Origin of the sequence: Streptomyces chengmaiensis (assembly GCF_029846775.1) — a bacterium.
Classification (GTDB): Bacteria; Actinomycetota; Actinomycetes; order Streptomycetales; family Streptomycetaceae; genus Streptomyces; species Streptomyces chengmaiensis.
Window position 1 is genome coordinate 1 of sequence record NZ_JARWBG010000087.1, and the last position, 18,910, is coordinate 18,910.

The 18,910-nt window shown below is 69.6% G+C and carries 11 protein-coding genes and 1 pseudogene; 10 read left to right on the forward strand and 2 right to left on the reverse strand.

Annotation, left to right across the window (positions count from 1 at the left end):
* Positions 1-579: 579 nt before the first annotated feature.
* The 10 genes from QCN29_RS34840 to QCN29_RS34885 all read left to right on the forward strand — a co-directional run bounded on the left by QCN29_RS34840 (position 580) and on the right by QCN29_RS34885 (position 16,047).
* The gene (locus QCN29_RS34840; RefSeq protein WP_279933199.1) at positions 580-2,970 is read left to right on the forward strand and encodes a DEAD/DEAH box helicase; all 2,391 of its coding nucleotides are present in this window, start codon (positions 580-582) and stop codon (positions 2,968-2,970) included.
* Positions 2,971-3,025: 55 nt separating this feature from the next.
* Entirely contained in the window at positions 3,026-5,125 is a 2,100-nt protein-coding gene (tap, locus tag QCN29_RS34845) for a telomere-associated protein Tap (protein ID WP_279933200.1), read from the forward strand.
* A 5-nt stretch (positions 5,126-5,130) separates the two neighbouring features.
* The gene (gene tpg, locus QCN29_RS34850; RefSeq protein WP_279933202.1) at positions 5,131-5,688 is read left to right on the forward strand and encodes a telomere-protecting terminal protein Tpg; all 558 of its coding nucleotides are present in this window, start codon (positions 5,131-5,133) and stop codon (positions 5,686-5,688) included.
* An 82-nt stretch (positions 5,689-5,770) separates the two neighbouring features.
* Entirely contained in the window at positions 5,771-7,129 is a 1,359-nt protein-coding gene (locus QCN29_RS34855; RefSeq protein WP_279933203.1) for a DNA-binding protein, read from the forward strand.
* Between the two features lie 463 nt (positions 7,130-7,592).
* Positions 7,593-8,213 (forward strand): TnsA-like heteromeric transposase endonuclease subunit, encoded by a 621-nt coding sequence (locus tag QCN29_RS34860; protein ID WP_398860598.1) that lies wholly within the window; start codon positions 7,593-7,595, stop codon positions 8,211-8,213.
* A complete protein-coding gene (locus tag QCN29_RS34865; protein ID WP_279933205.1) occupies positions 8,210-10,462 on the forward strand; it encodes a transposase family protein in 2,253 nt (750 codons plus the stop codon). Before QCN29_RS34860 ends, QCN29_RS34865 begins: the two co-directional genes overlap by 4 nt.
* Positions 10,456-11,484, forward strand: coding sequence for a TniB family NTP-binding protein (locus tag QCN29_RS34870; protein WP_279933206.1), 1,029 nt, complete (start codon positions 10,456-10,458; stop codon positions 11,482-11,484). The genes QCN29_RS34865 and QCN29_RS34870 overlap by 7 nt, the downstream gene beginning before the upstream one ends.
* Positions 11,485-11,583: 99 nt before the next feature.
* On the forward strand, positions 11,584-14,796 hold the full coding sequence (locus tag QCN29_RS34875; protein ID WP_279933207.1) for a helicase associated domain-containing protein: 3,213 nt from the start codon (positions 11,584-11,586) through the stop codon (positions 14,794-14,796).
* Between the two features lie 46 nt (positions 14,797-14,842).
* Positions 14,843-15,073 (forward strand): hypothetical protein, encoded by a 231-nt coding sequence (locus tag QCN29_RS34880; RefSeq protein WP_279933208.1) that lies wholly within the window; start codon positions 14,843-14,845, stop codon positions 15,071-15,073.
* Positions 15,070-16,047, forward strand: coding sequence for a hypothetical protein (locus QCN29_RS34885; protein WP_279933209.1), 978 nt, complete (start codon positions 15,070-15,072; stop codon positions 16,045-16,047). Before QCN29_RS34880 ends, QCN29_RS34885 begins: the two co-directional genes overlap by 4 nt.
* Positions 16,048-17,204: 1,157 nt before the next feature.
* On the opposite strand, the pseudogene QCN29_RS34890 reads toward QCN29_RS34885, so the two are convergent.
* Both QCN29_RS34890 and QCN29_RS34895 read right to left on the reverse strand, forming a co-directional pair.
* Positions 17,205-18,014, reverse strand: a pseudogene (locus QCN29_RS34890) (IS701 family transposase); the annotation flags it as partial.
* A gap of 647 nt (positions 18,015-18,661) precedes the next feature.
* Positions 18,662-18,868: a hypothetical protein gene (locus QCN29_RS34895; RefSeq protein ID WP_279933212.1), complete on the reverse strand. Its 207-nt coding sequence runs from the start codon at positions 18,866-18,868 to the stop codon at positions 18,662-18,664.
* Positions 18,869-18,910: the final 42 nt, after the last annotated feature.

The following is an 18,910-nucleotide window of genomic DNA, read 5'->3' on the forward strand; positions in this document are numbered from 1 at the left end:
CCCGCGGAGCGGGCTATGCAGCGCTGGCGCGCTGCATAGTGACACCCTCCGCTTCGCTTCGGGCTGCTCCGCTGACACTCCGCCAAATTCCCGCGCAAGCACGGGAATTGAATTCCGCAAGCGGAATTCTAAAAGCGTGTCAATTCGCGCAAGCGCGAATTGCGAGCACCCGCGCAAGCGCGGGTGCCGGGGCTGGCGGCAAGGGGGAGTGCATCACGCTCGCGCCTGTGTAGGGCTTGGGAATCCCAGCCTTCACCCCTGCAACGGAAGTGCGGCCTGACGGGGTGTCGGCTCCACCGCAGTAAGGGGCTCCGCTGCGCTCCACCCGAACCCCTCCCCACCCTCGAAGTTGCCCCGACATGTTCATCAATACCCCGTCAGCATACACCGCAACTCGCCGCATCCGGGCGAGTTTCAGTCATGTATCACCCCAGGGAGGGAAGATGGCACATGGGTGATGCATCACGGGGCTTGGCTGTGTAGAGTCTGGGATCAGACACCACACCTCCGGCCACACTCACCGCGCCGGACTTTCATTTCAGATTGCGCGCCACATTCCGCGAAAAGGAGAACACGGGAATGGCCGTGAAACTGCGTGACCATCAGATCGAGGCCGTTGCCGCCATTGTGCGCGGTCTCGATATCCCGCCGGGCGGCATTCCCGTTAATGGCCTGCGCGGGCAGGTGCACGCCGCGTGTGGAACGGGAAAGACCATCATTGCGGCGGCGTCGGCAAAGCGTCTTGTGCCCAAGGGCCGCATTCTCGTGCTGGTGCCGACGCTGGATCTGCTGACCCAGACCGTCCAGGCGTGGCGCGCGGCTGGGCATGCGGGGCCGGCGGTTGCGGTGTGCTCGCTCCAGGATGACCCGGAGTTGTGGAGCCTGAAGGTGCGCTCCACCACGAACCCCGTTCAGTTGGCTCTGTGGCACGGGCAGGGGCCGGTGACCATCTTCGGGACGTACGCCTCGCTGGGAGTCCTGGCGGAGGCTTTCGAGGGTGCCTACGGGCAGCAGTTGGCGCCGATGGACCTGACGGTGGTCGATGAGGCGCACCGGACTTCGGGCTCGATGGGTAAGGCGTGGGCCGACGTCCACAACCAGGGCGTCATCCCGTCGCACCGCAGGCTGTACCTGACGGCCACTCCGCGGATCTGGGAGGAACGCCTCAACCGGGAGGTTGCCGAGGGGGTGCGTGACCCGCTGCCGCGCGAGATGGCGGCCTCCATGGACGACGAGAAGGTCTTCGGGCCGGTCCTCTACAAGCTCTCGCTCGCGTCGGCCGTGTCGCGTGGGCTGCTGGCGCGGTACCAGATCATCGTCCTGGAACTGAAGGACCCGGTCGTCACCCCAGAGCGGCTGATGGGCGAGGACCGGCACACCGAGGAAGTCCGCGGGCAGCGCCTCGGGGCGCTCCAGGCCGCGCTCCTGCACACGATGGCGCAGCACGGGCTCCAGACCTGCATCACCTTCCACCACCGGACGATAGAGGCACAGGCTTACGCGGAGGGCCTGGAGCGCGTCGCGGCGAAGCTGCACGCAGGCGAGCCGGAGAAGTACCCGGCGAAGATCTGGGCGAACTGGCTGTGCGGCGAGCACGTCCCCGAGCACCGGCGCGAGGTCCTGGCAGGGTTCGGGTCCACCGCGCGGCGGGCCGTGCTCTCGAACTGCCGTGTCCTGGGCGAGGGCGTGGACATCCGAGCCGTGGACAGCGTCGCCCTGCTGGACCCCAAGGGCGCTCCGCACGACATCGTCCAGGCCATCGGCCGGGCGCTCCGTCAGAAGCCTGGACAAGGGAAACTCGCCTCTTTGATCGTGCCGGTATTCCTCCAGCCCGGGGAAAAGCCGGAGGACATGTTCACCTCCGGATCGTATCGCCCGTTGGTGAAGGTATTGGAAGGTCTGCGGGCTCACGACGAAGAGGCCATCGAGCTGCTCGCGATCCCGCAGGAGCCTCAGAAAGACGTCGCGCAGCCGTCCATGAACGTCGGTGTCGCGCCAGAAGAGGGCGAGGAGGAATCCCGCTTGCTGCTCCGTTTTGCCGCCCCGAGGGATCCGGCGATGGTCGCGGACTGGGTTTCCTTCAACGTGATCGACACCGAACGCCAGGACTGGGCTCGCGGCTGGGCGAAACTGAAGGCGTACGTCGAGCGGGTCGGGAACGCACGGGTGCCGTACGGGCACCGGGAGGGTGCGACACCCCTTGGGCAGTGGGTCGCGGAGCAGCGACGGGCCTACGCGGCCGGGGAAATGAGCGGGCAGCGCGCGCAGCGGCTGGAGCGGCTCGGCATGGTGTGGTCCGTGGCCGATGAACGCTTCCAGGAGAACCTGGAAGCCGCCAAGGCCTACTACGACCAGCACTGGACACTCTGCGCACCCCGCACCGCGACGATACTGGACCGGCCGATCGGGCAATGGCTGTCCAACCTTCGCCGCCCAGGCGCCCTCGACGGGCACTCCGACTGGAAGACCGCGCTCGAGGCCGTGGACGAGGACTGGAACCCGGAGTGGCCGGCCGATTGGCAGCGGCACTACGCAGCCCTGCGCGAGCTCGTGGCCGACGAAGAGGGCAGAGCCGACGTCCTGCCGGGCGTCACGGTCCACGGCATGGACATCGGCAAATGGCTGGCCCGGCAGCGCAAGCCCGAGATCTGGCAGGCCCTGACCGACGGACAGCGCGCACGCCTGGAGCAGCTCGGCATCACACCGCACGCCCCGAAGCCGGAGGAGCCCGCGAAACCGTCCACAGCGCCTCTGAGCGCCTTCGAGCGGGGCGTAGCAGCCCTCGCGCAGTACAAGGCCCGCGAGGGCTCGATGACCGTCCCCAGAGGCCACGTAGAGCGACTCGAAGACGGATCGGAGGTCAAGCTCGGAGTGTTCCTGTCGAACACCAAGACCAGGCGCGCCAAGCTCACCACCGACAAACTCGCCGCACTCGCCGCGCTGGGGCTGGAATGGGCCCTGAAAGGTTAAAGAATGGGGTAAGTTTGTGGTTAAGTAATCTGGCCTGGAGTAAGGGTGCGGGGTCATGGCATCTGAGGAAGAGTTGTTCGCGTCGGTCGACGCTCTGTTGAACGAGGAGCCGCACCTGCCGCCTCCGGCGGAGCGTGCCCGGCTGCGTGAGGCTGCCGGCATCACCCAGGCCCGCCTGGCCACCGCGTTGAAGACGACGACCCAGTCGGTGAAGAACTGGGAGAACGGCCGCAGCGAGCCGAAGTCTCCGCGGCTGGATGCCTACCAGCGGCTGCTGAAGGGGTGGGCGGCGAAGTATCCCGCCCCCGGTGCAGCCCCGGCAGCTGCTCCGGCGCGAGCGGCGTCTGCCGAGCCGGCCGCGTCCAGGGTGGAGACGGCAGATGCCCCTCAGGCTCCCGCCGTTCCGGCTGCGGCGTCGGCTCGCCCGGCCTTCCGGCCCGCTGCGACATCGCGGCGGCCGGCCACGAAGAAGGCGGCGCAGCCCGCAGCCGACCCGCGCTTCCCGCACGGGCCCCTCGCGGTCCTGGACGGTGACGGCTGCGCGTACGGCGTCGACGGGATCGTGCTGGACTGCCCGGCGACCACGGTGGTGGAGCTGGTGGAGTGGACGCTGCGTGAGTCCGGTCTCGGTGCGCCGAAGCTCAACCGGTACGGCAAGGACAGCGACCCGCTGATCGTGCTCACCGCCGCGGCTGCCGTGAAGCTCGGGCTGCCCGAGCGCCTGGAAGGCCACGAGCAGCGTCGCTCCCTGCGCCTGCCCGAGGACCATCCCGTGGTCAAGCAGGTGGTTAAAGCGAAGTGGCGGCTCACCCAGCGCGGGTTCGGCCCGTGGGCAAGGATCTACCGCAAAGTGCAGGGGCGGGAGCGGCAGTGCGTGCAGCTGGCAATCCTGTCCTGGGACGCCCTCGATGAGCGGGCCTGGCCCGGCGTTACCGAGATGGAGCCGGCCGACATCGCCCGCGTTCTGGGGGTGTACGCCACCCGGGTCATCACCCCGCGCGGATCGACGGCCGTGTCCGGGCTGGAGCTGATGACGGCGCTGCGCCCGCCGACGAAGCCGGAGCGCGATGAGGAGTCCGGGAACTGGGTGTCCGCCTACAACCCGGGCTCGCTGGGGACGGAGCCGATGGACCCGGCGCCGCCGGAGGCCACCGCTGAGCACCCCGTCGTCGTGGACTCCGGCTGGACCGGTGGCTTCCTCGATGAGGAGGCATACCAGTGGGTGCGGCCGGTGGACCTGCTCACCGATGAGGAGTGCACGCTGCCCTTCGCGGTCGGCCTGGACCTCAACACCGCCTTCCTCGCCGCCGCGGCCCGCCTGGTCGTCGGCCTGTCCGCCCCCGACCACTTCCACGCCCCGAAGTTCAACCCCAAGATCCCCGGGAGCTGGCTGGTCGACCTGAGCCACATCGAGCAGGACCCGCGCCTGCCCTCACCGTTCACGCCGGACGGCACCCGGCCCACGGGACCGGCCTGGTACCAGACGCACACCGTCGCCTACGCCCAGGAACTCGGCTACAACGTCCAGCCCATCGAGGCGTACCTGCGGCGGGAAACCGGCGCGTACCTAGACCCGTGGCACGACCGGCTCAAGAACGCCTACGTCGACACCCTCGCCGACCTCGGCGTCACCCGGGAGCTCTCCGACACCGAGTTCCTCGCGGCGATGGAACGGCACAAGGACGTCGACCCGGCCCTGGCCGCCGTCCTCGCCGCCATCAAGGCCACCGTCAAGGGCGGCATCGGCAAACTGCGCGAACGCCCCCAGGGCAAGCACTACAAGGAGGGCGAACGCTGGCCCGCCCTCCAGCGCCCCACCTGGCGGCCCGACATCCGCGCCGCCGTCATCAGCAAGGCCCGCGTCAACATGCACCGCAAGATGCGCAACATGGCCACGATGACGGGCCTGTATCCGCTCGCCGTACTCTCCGACTGCGTCGTCTACCCCTCACCGGGCGACAGCCCTCTGGACTTCCTTCCCTACGCCGCGTCCGGCAAGCCGCAGCCCGGCGCCTTCCGCCTCGGGCCCACACCGGGCCTGGCGAAGCTGGAGGGTGTTCAGTCGATGCTGTGGGCGGTCGACCTCATGGAACAGGGGTACAACCCCGCCCGCCACATCAAGGGCGGCGACGCCGTCCTGGACGAAGGCGAGTAGGCGCTGTGGGAGAGATCGACGACGCCATCGAACGCGCCGACCGGGAAGCCTTCACCCGCCAGCCGCCCAAGACCCTCCAGGCCCGCATCAACTTCCTGATGAAGCAGCTCAAGACGACCAAAGCCGTTGCCCAGGAGATCGGGGTCAGCCAGCGGTCGGTGGAGCGCTACCGCAAAGGCGAACGCAAGCACCCGCCCCAGGCCATCGCCGAACGGATCGACGCGGCCGTACGGGCCCGCTGGCAGCCACAGGTACGCAAACGCCGGCAGAAGCAGGCCGCCACCACACGCGGGATCACCGTGGAGACAAGGGCCCGCTTCGGCTACACCGCGCCGATCGGCACGACGGACGACGGACGCTTCCGCCGCCTCACCGTCCACCTTCCCCCCACCTACGCGCAGCGCCTCTTCGACGCCCGCGACGCCGGAGCCAGCGACCAGCAGATGCGCCAGATCATCGCCGAAGGATTCAAGGACGTGTACTTCCAGGACGGCGGAGCCCGCGCCATGGGACTCTCCGACGTCACTCTCAACGACATCGACTACCTCGACCTCGACTACTGACCAAACGCCGACCGGGGCAGGAGGCTGCCCCGGTCACTGTGCGAGCCGAAGAAGGCATCGGGGGTGAGGTGTGGCTGCAGGGGTGTTGCGAACCGTGCCGCTGGCCGGGGAGCTGACCGCGTCGCTGATCAGCCGGGTGGCTGCCCGCTACGGTCTCACAGCCAGCAGCGTGATGCGGCTGTGGACGTGCCGCAACTCCCCCAGCCGGCACGATGGCGGCGGTGTGAGGGCAGATGCGGAGGTCGTCCTGAACGGGGCCGGGCGGGGTGTCCTCGCCGAGCTGTGCGGGGTGGAACCGGCGGTGCTGGTGCGCGCTCTTCCGTCGTTCACCGTGGACGATCCCAAGATCAGCAACAGCCGGGACGCCTCCCTGGCGCAGGCACGGTGGCGGGCGGCGGCCGCGGTGGCGGGGGAAGCAGCGTTCGGCTGCCGGCTGTGCACAGCGCGGCGCACCGGGCAGGCGCTGCGGGCGGTGCGGTATCTGCCGCGCCGGCAGCGGGTCTGCCTGCGGCACGGGCGCTGGCTGCTGGACGCGGACGCCGACCAGCCGCTGGAACACCTCGATCTGCGCCTGCTGCCGGAGGTGGTGGCCGCGCAGCGGCGGTGGCCGGGCGTGGCACGGCGTGCGGTGCGCGCCGGGGTGGAGCCGCAGCAGGCGTTCACACTGGCGCATGCGGTGGTGGCCCGCTGGTGGGAGCAGGAGGAGGTCTGGCCGCGCCGTCTGCACCACTTGGCGGGCGGCAACGCGGGATCACGGCTTGAGTGGTGGCGGATCGTCGGCCGGGGCCCGGCGATCTTCCCGGAGGTGACGGCCGTGGCACAGGCGCTGCTGGGGCCAGCCATGGCCGAGGTGGCCTGGCGGGCAAGCGGCGGGATGCAGCCTCGGGCGCGGGGCGCCGACGATGCGTTCTGTCACCGGCTGGGCGAGCTGGTAGGCCGCACATGGCTGGGACCCGAGCTTGCGGCTGACCACGGCAGCCCGCTGAACGACTGGAGGGGTGCGATCGTGCGCGCCCGCCGCCACGAGACGGGGCCGCCGGGGTGGCGGGAGGATCCGTGGCGGCTGAAGCGGGAACAGCAGCCCGCCACGATGGCCGGCCAGCTGCGCGTCCTGGCGGCAGAGCAGCAGGCGGGCGGCTCGGGGACCCGGTGGCGGGCCACGGTGAGCGCCGAACAGCGGTTCCCTATCACGCAGTTGGTCGACGAGGCGCGTGAACAGCTGGTGGAGCTGCGCGGCGTGCACAGCGGCACCACCGCCGAGGTGGCCCGCACCCTGCTGGAGCGCCTCAGCCACAGTGCCGCCCTGATCGACCAGGCCCTCGTACACACCGCCACCGCAGCGGTCGCCGCCGGGGTGGCACTGGAGGAGGTCGCCGCGTGGTCCCGCCTGCCCGCCCAGGAGCTGGCCGAGGTGCTCGCCGCGGATGAGGGCGAGGACTGACACGACCGGCGGCAGCCGAATGGCGGCGCGGGCATTGCGGCCGGTTGGCGTCCGGCGAGCCGTTGCCCGACAGGGTGCGGCGCGGCGGGGTGAAAGTGCAGAACTCTGCACTGACACCGGTGCCCCCCGCCCGGCACTCTGGGTGCCCCGCGCAGCCCAACGTCCGGCGGTTGCACCGATGTTGCGGTTACCGGCCGGTTCTCCTGCGCGGCAGGTCAGGCATGGCGTTGTGTGGAGTACGTGATCATCGACAGCAGCCAGGAGGCCGCATCGTCCGCGGTACCTCGGGGCGGGGTGCCGCATCCCCGAGCCGCACAGTACGGGTGGTGCTGTGCGACGTGAAGGCGCTCCAGCCGTAGACGCCAGCCTGATCGATGTGCGCTTTCGAGACCCTCTGGGGTGCTCGCGTCAGGTCCCGTGGCTTGAGGCTGCGCAGGACGTCCCCTTCGAGGACTCTCCTGCGGTGCGGCCTTTTCCCGTCCGGTACGGGCGGCGTGTGGCTCCGGGCTGGTGGTGGTCGTCGACAACCGGGCAGCTGGTGGCGTACGGGTCCGGTGTCATGCGGACCGAGTTGATGCTGCTGGACCGGGATCCGGCGGTGGTGGCGCTGGCCTGTCGGCCGGTGGAGCTGGTGTGGCGTGAGGACGGCAAGGCTGTCGGTCATGCGCCGCAGCTGATGGCCAGGCTGCAGGACGGCAGCGGCCTGTTGCTCGACTGCGCGGGACGCAGCGCCCCCTCTGCCGGGCTGGCGGCGCGGGCACGGGTTGTGGCGGCTGCCGCCAAGGCAGCGGGCTGGTCCTACCGGCTCGCGGGGCCGCCGGATCCGGTGTTGGTGGCCAACGTGCGGTGGCTGGCGGGTTACCGGCATCCCCGGTACGCCGCAGGGCCGTGGATGCCGGCTCTGCTGGAGGCCTTCGGCAGTCCGCGGCCGGCGGTGGAGGCGGTGTGTGAGCTGGGTGACCCGATCGCCGTGTGGCCCGCGGTCTTTCACGCGCTGTGGGGCGGTGTGCTGCGGGTGCGGCTGGACGAACCGCTGCACGAGCGTGCCGTCGTCTCGGTCGCACGGCAGGAGGCCGCGGCGTGACGCAGTCGGTTATCGAGGTCGGGGCGCGCCTTCGCTACGACGGACGGGTATGGACGCTCGCCATGCTGGAAGGCGCACGGGCCACGCTGGTGACCGACGAGGGCGCCTCGGCGGTCGTGCTGCTGCCCTACCTGTTCGCTCATCCGTCCTTCGAGGTGGAAGGCGGACCGGCGCCGGGGAGGGTGCCGCCGTTCGGGCTGCTGGAAGCGCTGCCGGAACAGGTGCGGGAGCGGGCTCTGGCGTGGCAGCGGCATGTGCGGGAGGTGGAGACCGGCTTCCCGGACAGGGTCGGGCAGGGCGCCCCGCGTGAGCAGTTCGATCCGGCGGTACGGAGCCTGGCGCAGCGGGAGCGGGCGAAGGCCGAGGAGTTGACGGCGGCGGGCTGGGCGGCGAGTGCGGCGACGGTGCGCCGGATGCGGGCGCGCTACCGCAGCGAGGGCTTGTGGGGGCTGGTGGACGGCCGGGCGGTGCGGGAGCGGTCGGCGGTGGGGCGGGCCGATGAGCGGGTGGTCGCGGCAGTCAGGAAGGTGCTGGAGGGGCAGCGGGAGCGGTCGACGGGCACGCTGGTGCGGCTGCGCCGCCGGGTGGGGTGGCTGCTGGAGGAGGAGTACGGCGCCGGGGCGGTGGCCCTGCCGCCGGCGTCGACGTTCAACCGGCTGGTGCACGCGGTGGCCGACGGACAGGGCCTTTTGGGGACTGCGGCGCAGCGGCGGTGGCATGCGTCGCGGCCGGTGCCTCCGTTCACGCCGACGGTGGCACTGCGGCCGGGTGAGCTGGTGATGCTGGACAGCACGCCGCTGGATGTCCTGGCGGTGCTGGACGACGGTGTGACCGGCCGTCTTGAACTGTGTATCGCGCTGGACGTGGCCACCCGCAGTATCTGCGCCGCGGTGGTGCGGCCGGTGGGCACGACGTCGGTGGACGCGGCGATGCTGCTGGCGCAGATGGTGGTGCCGACGGCGATGCGGCCGGGCTGGGACAAGGTGCTGTCCATGCAGCGGTCCGTCATCCCCTACGAGCGGCTGATCGCGTTGGACGCGCGGCTGGAGCAGGCTGCTGCCCGACCGGTGATCATGCCGGAGACGGTGGTGGTGGACCAGGGCCGGGTGTACGTGTCGGCTTCGTTCGTCTCGGCGTGCGAGAGCCTGGGGATCTCGGTGCAGCCGGTGCCGCCGGCGAACGGCCCGGCGAAGGGGAACGTGGAGCGGACCTTCCGCGCGATTGCCGACGGGTTCAGCCAGTATCTGCCCGGCCACACCGGCTCGGACGTCTCCCAGCGGGGCGCGGCCGCGGAAGAGGATGCCTGCTGGAGCCTGGCGCAGCTTCAGGAACTGCTGGACGAGTGGGTCATCTGCGGGTGGCAGGGGCGCCGGCACGAGGCGCTGCGGCACCCGATGATGCCGAAGGTCGCCGTCTCCCCGAACGAGATGTGGGCAGCTTTGGTGGCGGTGACGGGGCATGTACCGGTGCCCTTGTCCGCCGACGACTACGTCGAGCTGCTGCCTCTTCGGTGGCAGGCCGTCAACGACTACGGCATCCGCTTCGGCTACCGCACCTACGACCATCCCGGCCTGAACCCCTACCGGCGCCGCCGCTCACCGCGGGCGGACAAGAACGGACGGTGGGAGGTCCACCACAACCCCTACGACCCGAACCGGGTGTGGGTGCGCCTGCCCGAGGGATGGCTCGAGGTGCCGTGGGTCCACGCGGAGGCGGTCAGGCGCCCGTTCACCGCATTCACCTTCGACCACGTCCGCCGCACCGTCCAGCGCCGGCATGGCCGTGAAGAGCACGAGGCGGCGATCGCCCAGGCACTCGATGAGCTGCTGCGCCGTGCCAGCCAGGGACTGGGCAGCAGGCGAGAGCGGACGGTAGCCGCCCGGGCCCAGGCGGCCGCGCAGATGACCGACCCCTCCCTCGCCACCGCCCCGCAGCAGTGGCCTGCGCCTCTCGCGCCGGGGGCCTCGTTCGGGCTGCCCGGCTCCTTCACCGTCCCGCTTCAGGGTGCCGACGGCTGGGGCACCGACGACAGCCTGGACGACCTCGAGGACGACCCGGACGGCGAGGACTACCTTCTCGCCGCCCTCGCCGACGGCCCGGACGCCACGGCAGGACATGCGGATAGGGCCGAAGCATCCAGGCCGTCGGCCGAAACGGGCCGGGACCAGGCCGCTGAGCAGACGCTAGACGCCGCCGGGGCGGGCGGCCTGCGCATCTACGACCCGTACCAGGAGGCCCAGGCATGGTGACAGCGGCCCAGCCCGCCACCACGAGCACTTTCAGTCCGCTGACCACGTGGGACGGATGGCAGCAGTTCGTCGACACGCCCCACGCACCGGCACGGGACGCCGGCGACCAGGAATGGACGCTGGAGCAGCGGGAGGACTACCACGCACGGTTCGTGGTGCTTAAGACCCCCGCCATGGACACCATCTCCATCGCAGTACGCCGCCTGCTGCTACTCAACCGCGGTCAGCAGGGCGGAGCCCGGCGCGGACTGATCATCTCCGGGCCGGCCACCACCGGGAAGACCACCGCCATGCAGCAGCTCGGGCGCACCGTCGAACTCGCCGACCGCCGCCGCCACCCCAACCAGGACGGACGGCTGCCGGTCCTGTTCATCACCGTGCCGCCGTCCTCCACCCCGAAGATGCTCATCAGCGAGTTCGCCCGCTTCCTCGGCCTGCCCGCCCTGGAACGCATGAACCAGATCCAGATCACCAACGCCGTGTGCGAGCTGCTGTGCGAACTGAGCACCCAGCTGGTCCTCGTCGACGACGTACACCTGATGGACACCCGCAGCCGAGCCGGCGCCGAGACCTCCGACCAGCTGAAATACCTCGGCGAGCGGATCCCGGCCACCTTCGTCTACTCCGGCATCGACGTCGAATCCTCACCCCTGCTGACCGGCGTACGCGGCTCCCAGCTCGCCGGCCGCTTCAAAATCGTGCGCAACCAGCCCCTGCGCTACGGCAGCGCCGCGGACAAGCAGATCTGGCACGACCTGGTGCACAGCATGGACAGCGCCCTGCGACTACGCCACCACCGGCCCGGCACCCTGCTCACGCACGCCGCCTACCTCCACGCCCGCACCGGCGGCCGCATGGGCAGCCTCTCCCACCTCATCCGCGAAGCCGCCCTCGTATCGCTGCTGGACAGCACCGAGAAGATCACCAAGAAACTACTCGAACAGATCGAACTCGACACCGCAGCCGAACAACGGGCCCGGGCACCACACCGCCACCGGACGCCCTCGCAACGCCAGCCCTGACCCGCGGCGTCCGCCTCAACCGTCCGTCCCGATCCCCCTTTTGGCCGCTGCCCGGATGTCAGCACATCCGAACCCTCCAGGAACGACCTCTGCTCCCTCATGCACGACTTTCTTCCACCACAGCCGCAGCCGCCGCGTACGGCTGCGGCACGTCCGGGGCCGGTGCGGCTCGCGCCGCTGCAGGGCGAGACCAACCTGTCGTACCTGGACCGCCTGGCCGACCGCTACCGGCTCGGCGTCAGAGACCTCATCCCGGCACTCCTCCAGACCGGCGGAGGCCTGTTCAAGGGCTACCGCACGGACGGCGAGGTCTACCTCAACGCCGAAGCCCGCGCCCGCATCTCCACTTTCAGCCGCGTACCCGAGGAAATCCTTCAGCGGGCCCTGCCCGCCTGGACCGCCCAAGAGCCCGTCTCCCCGGAGGGGGCGGGCGCGGCCGGGCGGTTCCGCTTCGGGAGCGTAGTGCCCTCCGCAGGAGAAGGCTGCCGACTGTGCACGGCCGCACGCACCGGACGGACCAAGCCCGCCCGGCTGTACCTGAAACCGCACACCCGCATCTGCCCGCGCCACCGGCGCTGGATGCTCGGCACCCACTGGATCGACGGCGCACCAGCCGACACCGAACAGGTCGACCTGACGGGGCTGCCGGAGATGGTCACAGCGCACTGGCGGCATCTGGATCTGCTGCGCCATCGGCCGGAGGCCGCCCGCGCGTTCGAGGTCGCGCATGCCGTGGCCGTCTCCTGGTGGGCGCAGCAGTGGCCCGAAGAAGAGCAGTGGCCTCGCCGGGCACTGCGACTCGCGCCGCCGGGCACCGATCCCGGCTGGTGGCGGCTGCTGGCCAGAGACGCGGTCACCTACCCGGAGACCGTCGCCCTCACCTCCCTCCTCACCGACGACCGCACCCGACAGCAGCTGCTCGCCGACACCGGCGGGCATCTGCCCCACACGCTCGCTCACGTGCCTGGTCTGGTCGGCGAACTGGCGCGGGTCACGGGGCGGCCGTGGCTTGCCGAGCGGGTCGCCTCGACCTCGGCCGGTCCTTTGCTGCTCTGGGTGCAGCACTGCGTACGGGACAACGCGGACGAGGGCGGCGCGGACCGGCTGTGGACACTGCACATGGCGCACCGGCCCCGCCCCATCGCCCGCGAACTACAGGCTTACCGTGACGCTGCCCACAAGTTGGAGGAGGCAGAGGGCAGGGCGCGGCTTCACCTGGGACTTCGGCACAGGTCGGATCAAGCGTTCACCACCGGTCTGGCGCACGCCCGCGCCTACGCCGCCGTCCACGGCCACCTCGCCGCCCCGATCCACAGCCGCTTCAACGGCTTCGCCCTGGGCCGGTGGCTGTCGAATCACCGGAAATTCCCTGCGATGCCGCCCGAACACGTCGCCGCGCTCGAGGCACTGGATCCGTGGTGGCGGCCGCCGTGGACAGTGATGTGGCAGCGCTTCTACTACCAGGCCCGCGACCACACCCGCGCCCACGGGCCCCTGCGACCCGAACACGGCTTCGCCACCACCAGCTTCGGCCTGGGCGAATGGCTCTACAACCAGTGCACCGGCTACGACGACCTGCACCCCGCACAACAGCGCCTCCTGGCCGACATCGGCCTCACCCCCGAGGCCGTACAGGCGGCCCGGCCCCGCCGCAAGCACATGGCCACCCACTTCCAGCGCGCCCTCGCCTGCGCCCGCGCCTTCGCCGACACCCACGGCACGCTGGTGACCGCAACCACCGACACCGTCCAGGACGGACTGAAGTTGGGACAGTGGCTGGCCAACCAGCGCAGCAAAGACCGCGCCTACCAGAACCGCCACGGCACCCCCTCGCCCCGGGCGCTGGCGCTGTCGGCGATCGACCCCTGGTGGAACCCTCCCTGGACGCTGGAATGGCAGCGCTCCTGGCACCAGGCACGCACCCACGTCCAAGACGGTCACGTCCTGGACGCCGCGGCCGGGTTCGCCGGCACCAGCAGCGCGCTGGCCACGTGGCTGACCACCCAGTGCGCCCAGTACGACACCCTCCAGCCCGACCAGCAGGACCTCCTCGCCCACATCGGGCTGACCGCGGACCGGGCCCGCGGCGCCGCCGCACGGCCCGCCGAGCGCGAGGCCGACTTCGCCGTCGGTCTCGGCTACGCGCACTCCTACCACGCGACGCACCGAACCCTCGCCGCCGCGATCGACACCGTCCACGACGGATTCCAGCTCGGGCGGTGGCTGCGCCGGCAACGCCAGCACGCCCGTACCGACGCCCACCGGGGCGCCCTTCTGTCTGCCGCGGCGAAAGCGCTGGCCAGGATCGATCCCTGGTGGTGCCCGCCCTGGACCCTGGCGTGGCAGCGCACCTGGCAGCACATCCACGACCAGGTCGAAGCCGGCCACCGGCTCGACGCCGACCACCACTTCCGCAGCTTCGCCCCCGCCCAGCGCACCTGGCTACGCCAGCAGTGCAACCACTACGACGACCTCCATCCTGGCCAGCAGCGACTCCTCGCCGGCATCGGCCTCACCCGCGAAGCTGCCCACACCCGGCCCCTTACCCCGTACGCCGAAACCGCGCTCGCGCACGCCCGCGCCTACGCCGCCGCCCACCACACCCTGGCCGTGGCTTACTCCACCGTCCACGACGGCTTCCCCCTCGGACGCTGGCTCAACGACCAACGCCAACAAGCCCGACGCGAGACCACCCCCAACGCCCGCCACCAGGCCCTCACCGCGATCGACCCGTGGTGGAACCCACCCTGGGACCTGGCTTGGCAACGCGCCTACACCCGCGCCCGCACCACACAAAGCCGCCCCCACGGTGTCCCGGCCGACGTAAGAAGCTGGATCAGAGCACAACACACCGCCTGGACACATCTACGCCCCCAACAGCAACAGCTCCTGACCGACCTGGGCATCACCCCCACCGGCCGCCGCCGGACCATCCGCGTCTACCCCACAAGCCCCGGACTCGCCCACGCCCGCACCTACGCCACCCTGAACGGCCACCTCGCCTGCAGCAAAGACACCCGCCACGACGACTTCGCGCTGGGCGACTGGCTGACACAAAAACGCCGCGCCGCCCGGCAAGGCCGCCTCTCCCCCACCACCGCTCACGCCCTTGACAACCTCGACCCCTGGTGGTGCCCGCCTTGGCCCCACACATGGCAACGCGCCTACCAGCAAGCCAAGTTGCACCACTACGCCGGCCAGGACCACTCCCCCACCCTCCAGCGATGGGCCGAGCAGCAACGCACCCGCTGGAACGCCCTCCACCCCACCCAGCAGGAGCTTCTCTCCGCCATCGACATCCACCCCGGATAGGACCGACAACACCGCCACTGTCAGACCCATACGGAACAATCCCGCCATGGGCGAATCCCTCGCGACACAGTTCCTCAGCGCGGACCTCGAAACGGCCTGCCCCGCCTGCGGCTACCTGATGTGGGTCCGCTACTCGGAGGTCGTGGCCCAGACCGCCGTGACCTGCCCCTGCTGCTACACCCAGATCTGGCTGGTCGACGAGACCGGCAGCGCCCAGAACGCCGGCGACGCCGTCCAGCAGCAGATCACACAAGCTCTGAAAGGCCTCTTCCGGTGAAGTACCAACAGCGCCTCCAAGTCTCCGTACGCGAACGCCTCCGCAAACTCATGACCGCCCCCTTCTCCAGCGCCGGCCACGAAGTCCACCTCGCCGTCACCTGGATCAAGAGCCAACCAGCCCTGCGAGGCCTCCTCGAAGAAGCCGCCCAGGCCGAACAAGATCTCGACTACGAGCGCTTCCGCGCCGGCATGGACGGCGACCTGCAGTTCATCTGGTGCAGCCAGACCGAAGAAGGACGCGCCACCCTCATCTGGCGACTCATGCAGGACATCGCCCAAGGCGAGGCAACAAACCCCTCTTCCGGCTGGCGCATCGCAAGCGGCTACAGCAACAAGAGAAACATCCAAGACAGCTGGCGAGAGTTCGCCGAGGACATCCTCCAGCCCTTCTTCGATTTCCTCAGCGAACGCGTCGGCGCCGAGAGCAGCATCCTGCACACCCTCGAGCGCTACCGCACCCGCATCGAATGGTTCGACCGCGAAGAGCTCTACGCCCGCTTCGAAGCTGACCGGCCCAACGGTGAAGAGGTCTACAACCTCGACCTGCAGCGCTTCCTCTTCCTCGAAGGCAACCACATCACCCACGCCAAGCCCCGCTCAGCCTCCGGCGAAGCAGACCTCGTCGGAGAACTCGACGGCCGCGACCCCCTGGTGTGCGACGGCAAGATCTTCGACGGGAGCAGCCGCGGCAAGAGCTACCTCGTCAAAGGCGTGCACCAGATCCTCAAGTACGCCCACGACTACGGCCAGCACACCGCCTACCTCGTCATCTACAACATCACCGACAAGCTCCTCGACCTGCCCACCGATGGCACCCCCGACGCCTGGCCCCCGTACACCGAACTCACCGGCGTCCGCGTCTACTTCATCCACGTCCGAGTCCTGCCACCCACCACCACCGCCAGCAAAGCCGGCAAAGCCACCCGCGTCACCCTCACCCACGACGAACTGACCAACCCCGACACCACCTGATCGGCCTCGCCAAGTAGCAGATCACTGAAACTGCACAACGCTCGATCAACCTGCGCACACCCGCGTATGCGCAGGTCAGACAAACACCACCCCGCCCAGCTCCACACCCCGCGAGCCCCCAGGGCATCGCGAACATCACCCACAGGAACTGAGAAACCCCAGCTCGCAGCCACAGCAACCGCTCAGAAAAACTGGGCGACGACACCGTCGTGCCGAGGCCCTCGACGTCCTTGACTCATGGTGGAACCCATCCTGGGGCCTACCATGGCAAATCACCTACCATGCCGTCAGAAACGAGATCCACGGCCACGCTCTGAACGCGGCCGCAGGCTTCCCCGGACTCCCTCCAGCCGCCACCAGATGGCTGCTCACCCAGTGCATCAACTATGACGACCTCCACGCGGGCCAACAGGAACTCCTGACCGGCCTCGGCATAACACCCCAGGACGCACACGCCGCCCGCCCCCAGCAGGAAACACGCACGCGCCGCAGAACCGGCGCCAGCCGGTCGCGCCCCACAACCGTCTCGTCATCCATCGACGGCGGCCTACCCTACGCCCGCTCCTACGCACACACTCACGGCGGACTCGGCACCGCCCACTACACCACCGAACACGACGGATTCCCCCTGGGCTGGTGGCTGTACGAGCAGCGCAAACGCGCCATCGCCCACCTACGCCGCACCGGCCGGCCCTGGCCCCACGACACACAGCTCACCGCACTCGGCCCGTGGTGGAACCCACCCTGGCGGGCCTCCTGGAACCACAGCTATCACCAAGCCCACACCCACCACACCGCCGGCCACGCCTTCCCCGGCACGACCACGAAATGGATCCGCACCCAGCAGCACGCCTGGAACCAGCTCCACCCCCACCAGCAACACCTCCTGACCACCCTCGGCATCCACGAATCCACACCCCTGATCAGCTACAACAGCCGCCCAACGAAACTGACCGGCCAACCAATAGAACCGCCCAACGGACCTACGGCCACCCCGAAGCAGGAAACCCACAGCTCACAGACCCCGCACAACCCCAGCCCGCAAGCACCGTCAAGCCCCTCGCCAACACAGACCACACCGCCAACCTCAACCAGCCAACTGATCAGACCAGCTCAACACCCCGGACACCGATCAGATTGAACGAGCCGCGACAGAGGCCCGCCGCGATGACCAGCTCTTTCACCGAACGCGGAGGCTCGGGGTACTTCGGCACCGGTGGCCGTCCGGTCCCGGAGTGCGGCTCGGCCACCGGAACCGCGTCTTCGGGCTGGGCCGACAGGGTGGTGGAGATGCCCACCACGTAGCGCATGCCCCGTGCGTTCAGGCCGAGACGGAAGGCCGCGGCGTCGCCGTATCCGGCATCCGCGATGGCCAGCGGCACATCGATCCCCCAGGAACGAGTCTCATCGGCCATGTCCAGGGCGAGCTGCCACTTTTCCACGTGCCCGGCATCCTCCGGGATGCCGCAAGTGACACGACGGGCGATCTTGCCCGGGTCAGCTTCCGGCGAGGCGGGGTCCCAGGTCCGGGGCAGGAACAACCGCCAGTTGACCGCTGCCGAGGCATGATCAGAGGCCAGGTGCAGCGAGACGCCCACCTGGCAGTTGGTGACCTTGCCCGCGGTGCCGGTGTACTGCCGCGACACACACGCCGAGGCAGTGCCGTCCTTCAAAAAGCCGGTGTCGTCGAAGACCAGCGCGGTCGGGCGGATCGCCGTCTCCATCCTCCAGGCCAGGCTGGCCCGGATGTGGGCCGGATCCCACGGGCTGGTGGTGATGAAGTGGGCCAGAGCCTGCCGGTTCCCGTCCTCCCCGAGGCGAGCGGCCATCGGCTCGACCGACTTGCGCTTGCCGTCGGTCAGCAGTCCCCGCAGGTAGACCTGCCCCCACCGGCGCTGGTCCTTGCGCGCAAACGGCTCGAACACCTCCGCAGCAAACGCCACCAACTCATCACGCACCGCAGCCATTTCGTCCGGAGTCACACACCCTCAACGCGACACACAACCCGAAGGACACGCACCACCAAAGACGACCTGACCAAGCACTACTACTCACTCCCCACGGGACCCACGGAGACGGGAGTGTCTAATCAACAGCCCTGTCTCACATTCGGTGGTAACGGATCGTGAGCACTGGTCGCTGTCGGTTGCAGAGCGTGCAGTTAGCGCTCCGACCTCGGCCTTCACTCACGCGACGGCGCTGTGGTGAGGNACTGCTCCAGCACGCCGAGTTCACGACGGCGGCCGCTACACGAGCCGGTCGGCTCCAGGAACGACTGCTCCAAGGGAAGTACCTGCGATTCGGCGCCCGGCGTGTCTACCGATCACCACCATCACCATCCGTCACCACCGAATGTGAGACAGGGCCGTTGACTGGACAGACCCGCTGCGGCCAGCGAGTCTTCGTACGGTTTGAGTGCCGGCTCGGACAGGACAGCAGGGCTTGGCGGCCCCGTGCTCGGTCGCAAACGTTGCATGGGGCCGCAACCTTGTTCGGTGGTGTCATGCCGCTGCCCAGGTGTATCCGAGGTCAACAAGGGCGGCGTTGGTCGGGGTCGAGTCTGTCGCGGTGGTTCTTGTGGTTTATCCGGAGCATTCCGAGCTTGATGTGGGAGTCAAGGCCAGTCGATCGCATTGTTCGAGCGTGCGGTGACGATCGCGGGGGCGGGCGTCGGCCAGTCGATTGCCTTGGTCGAGGGGGCGGCGACGGCCGTGGTCCCGGGTGTCGGCCAGTCGATGGGCGCCTTGTCCGCGACGGCGACGGTGATGGCGAAGGTGGAAATCAAGATCGCTACGGATGCGGCAAGGGGACGCATGCTCATGGCAGCTCCAGACAGGCTGAGGGCGGAAAGAGGTGAGAGGAG

Coding starts and splice junctions, on each gene's coding strand:
- QCN29_RS34840 (WP_279933199.1), top strand. CDS start 580: ATGGCCGTGAAACTGCGTGACCATCAGATCGAGGCCGTTGCCGCCATT.
- tap (WP_279933200.1), top strand. CDS start 3,026: ATGGCATCTGAGGAAGAGTTGTTCGCGTCGGTCGACGCTCTGTTGAAC.
- QCN29_RS34870 (WP_279933206.1), top strand. CDS start 10,456: ATGGTGACAGCGGCCCAGCCCGCCACCACGAGCACTTTCAGTCCGCTG.
- QCN29_RS34875 (WP_279933207.1), top strand. CDS start 11,584: ATGCACGACTTTCTTCCACCACAGCCGCAGCCGCCGCGTACGGCTGCG.
- QCN29_RS34880 (WP_279933208.1), top strand. CDS start 14,843: ATGGGCGAATCCCTCGCGACACAGTTCCTCAGCGCGGACCTCGAAACG.
- QCN29_RS34895 (WP_279933212.1), bottom strand. CDS start 18,868: ATGAGCATGCGTCCCCTTGCCGCATCCGTAGCGATCTTGATTTCCACC.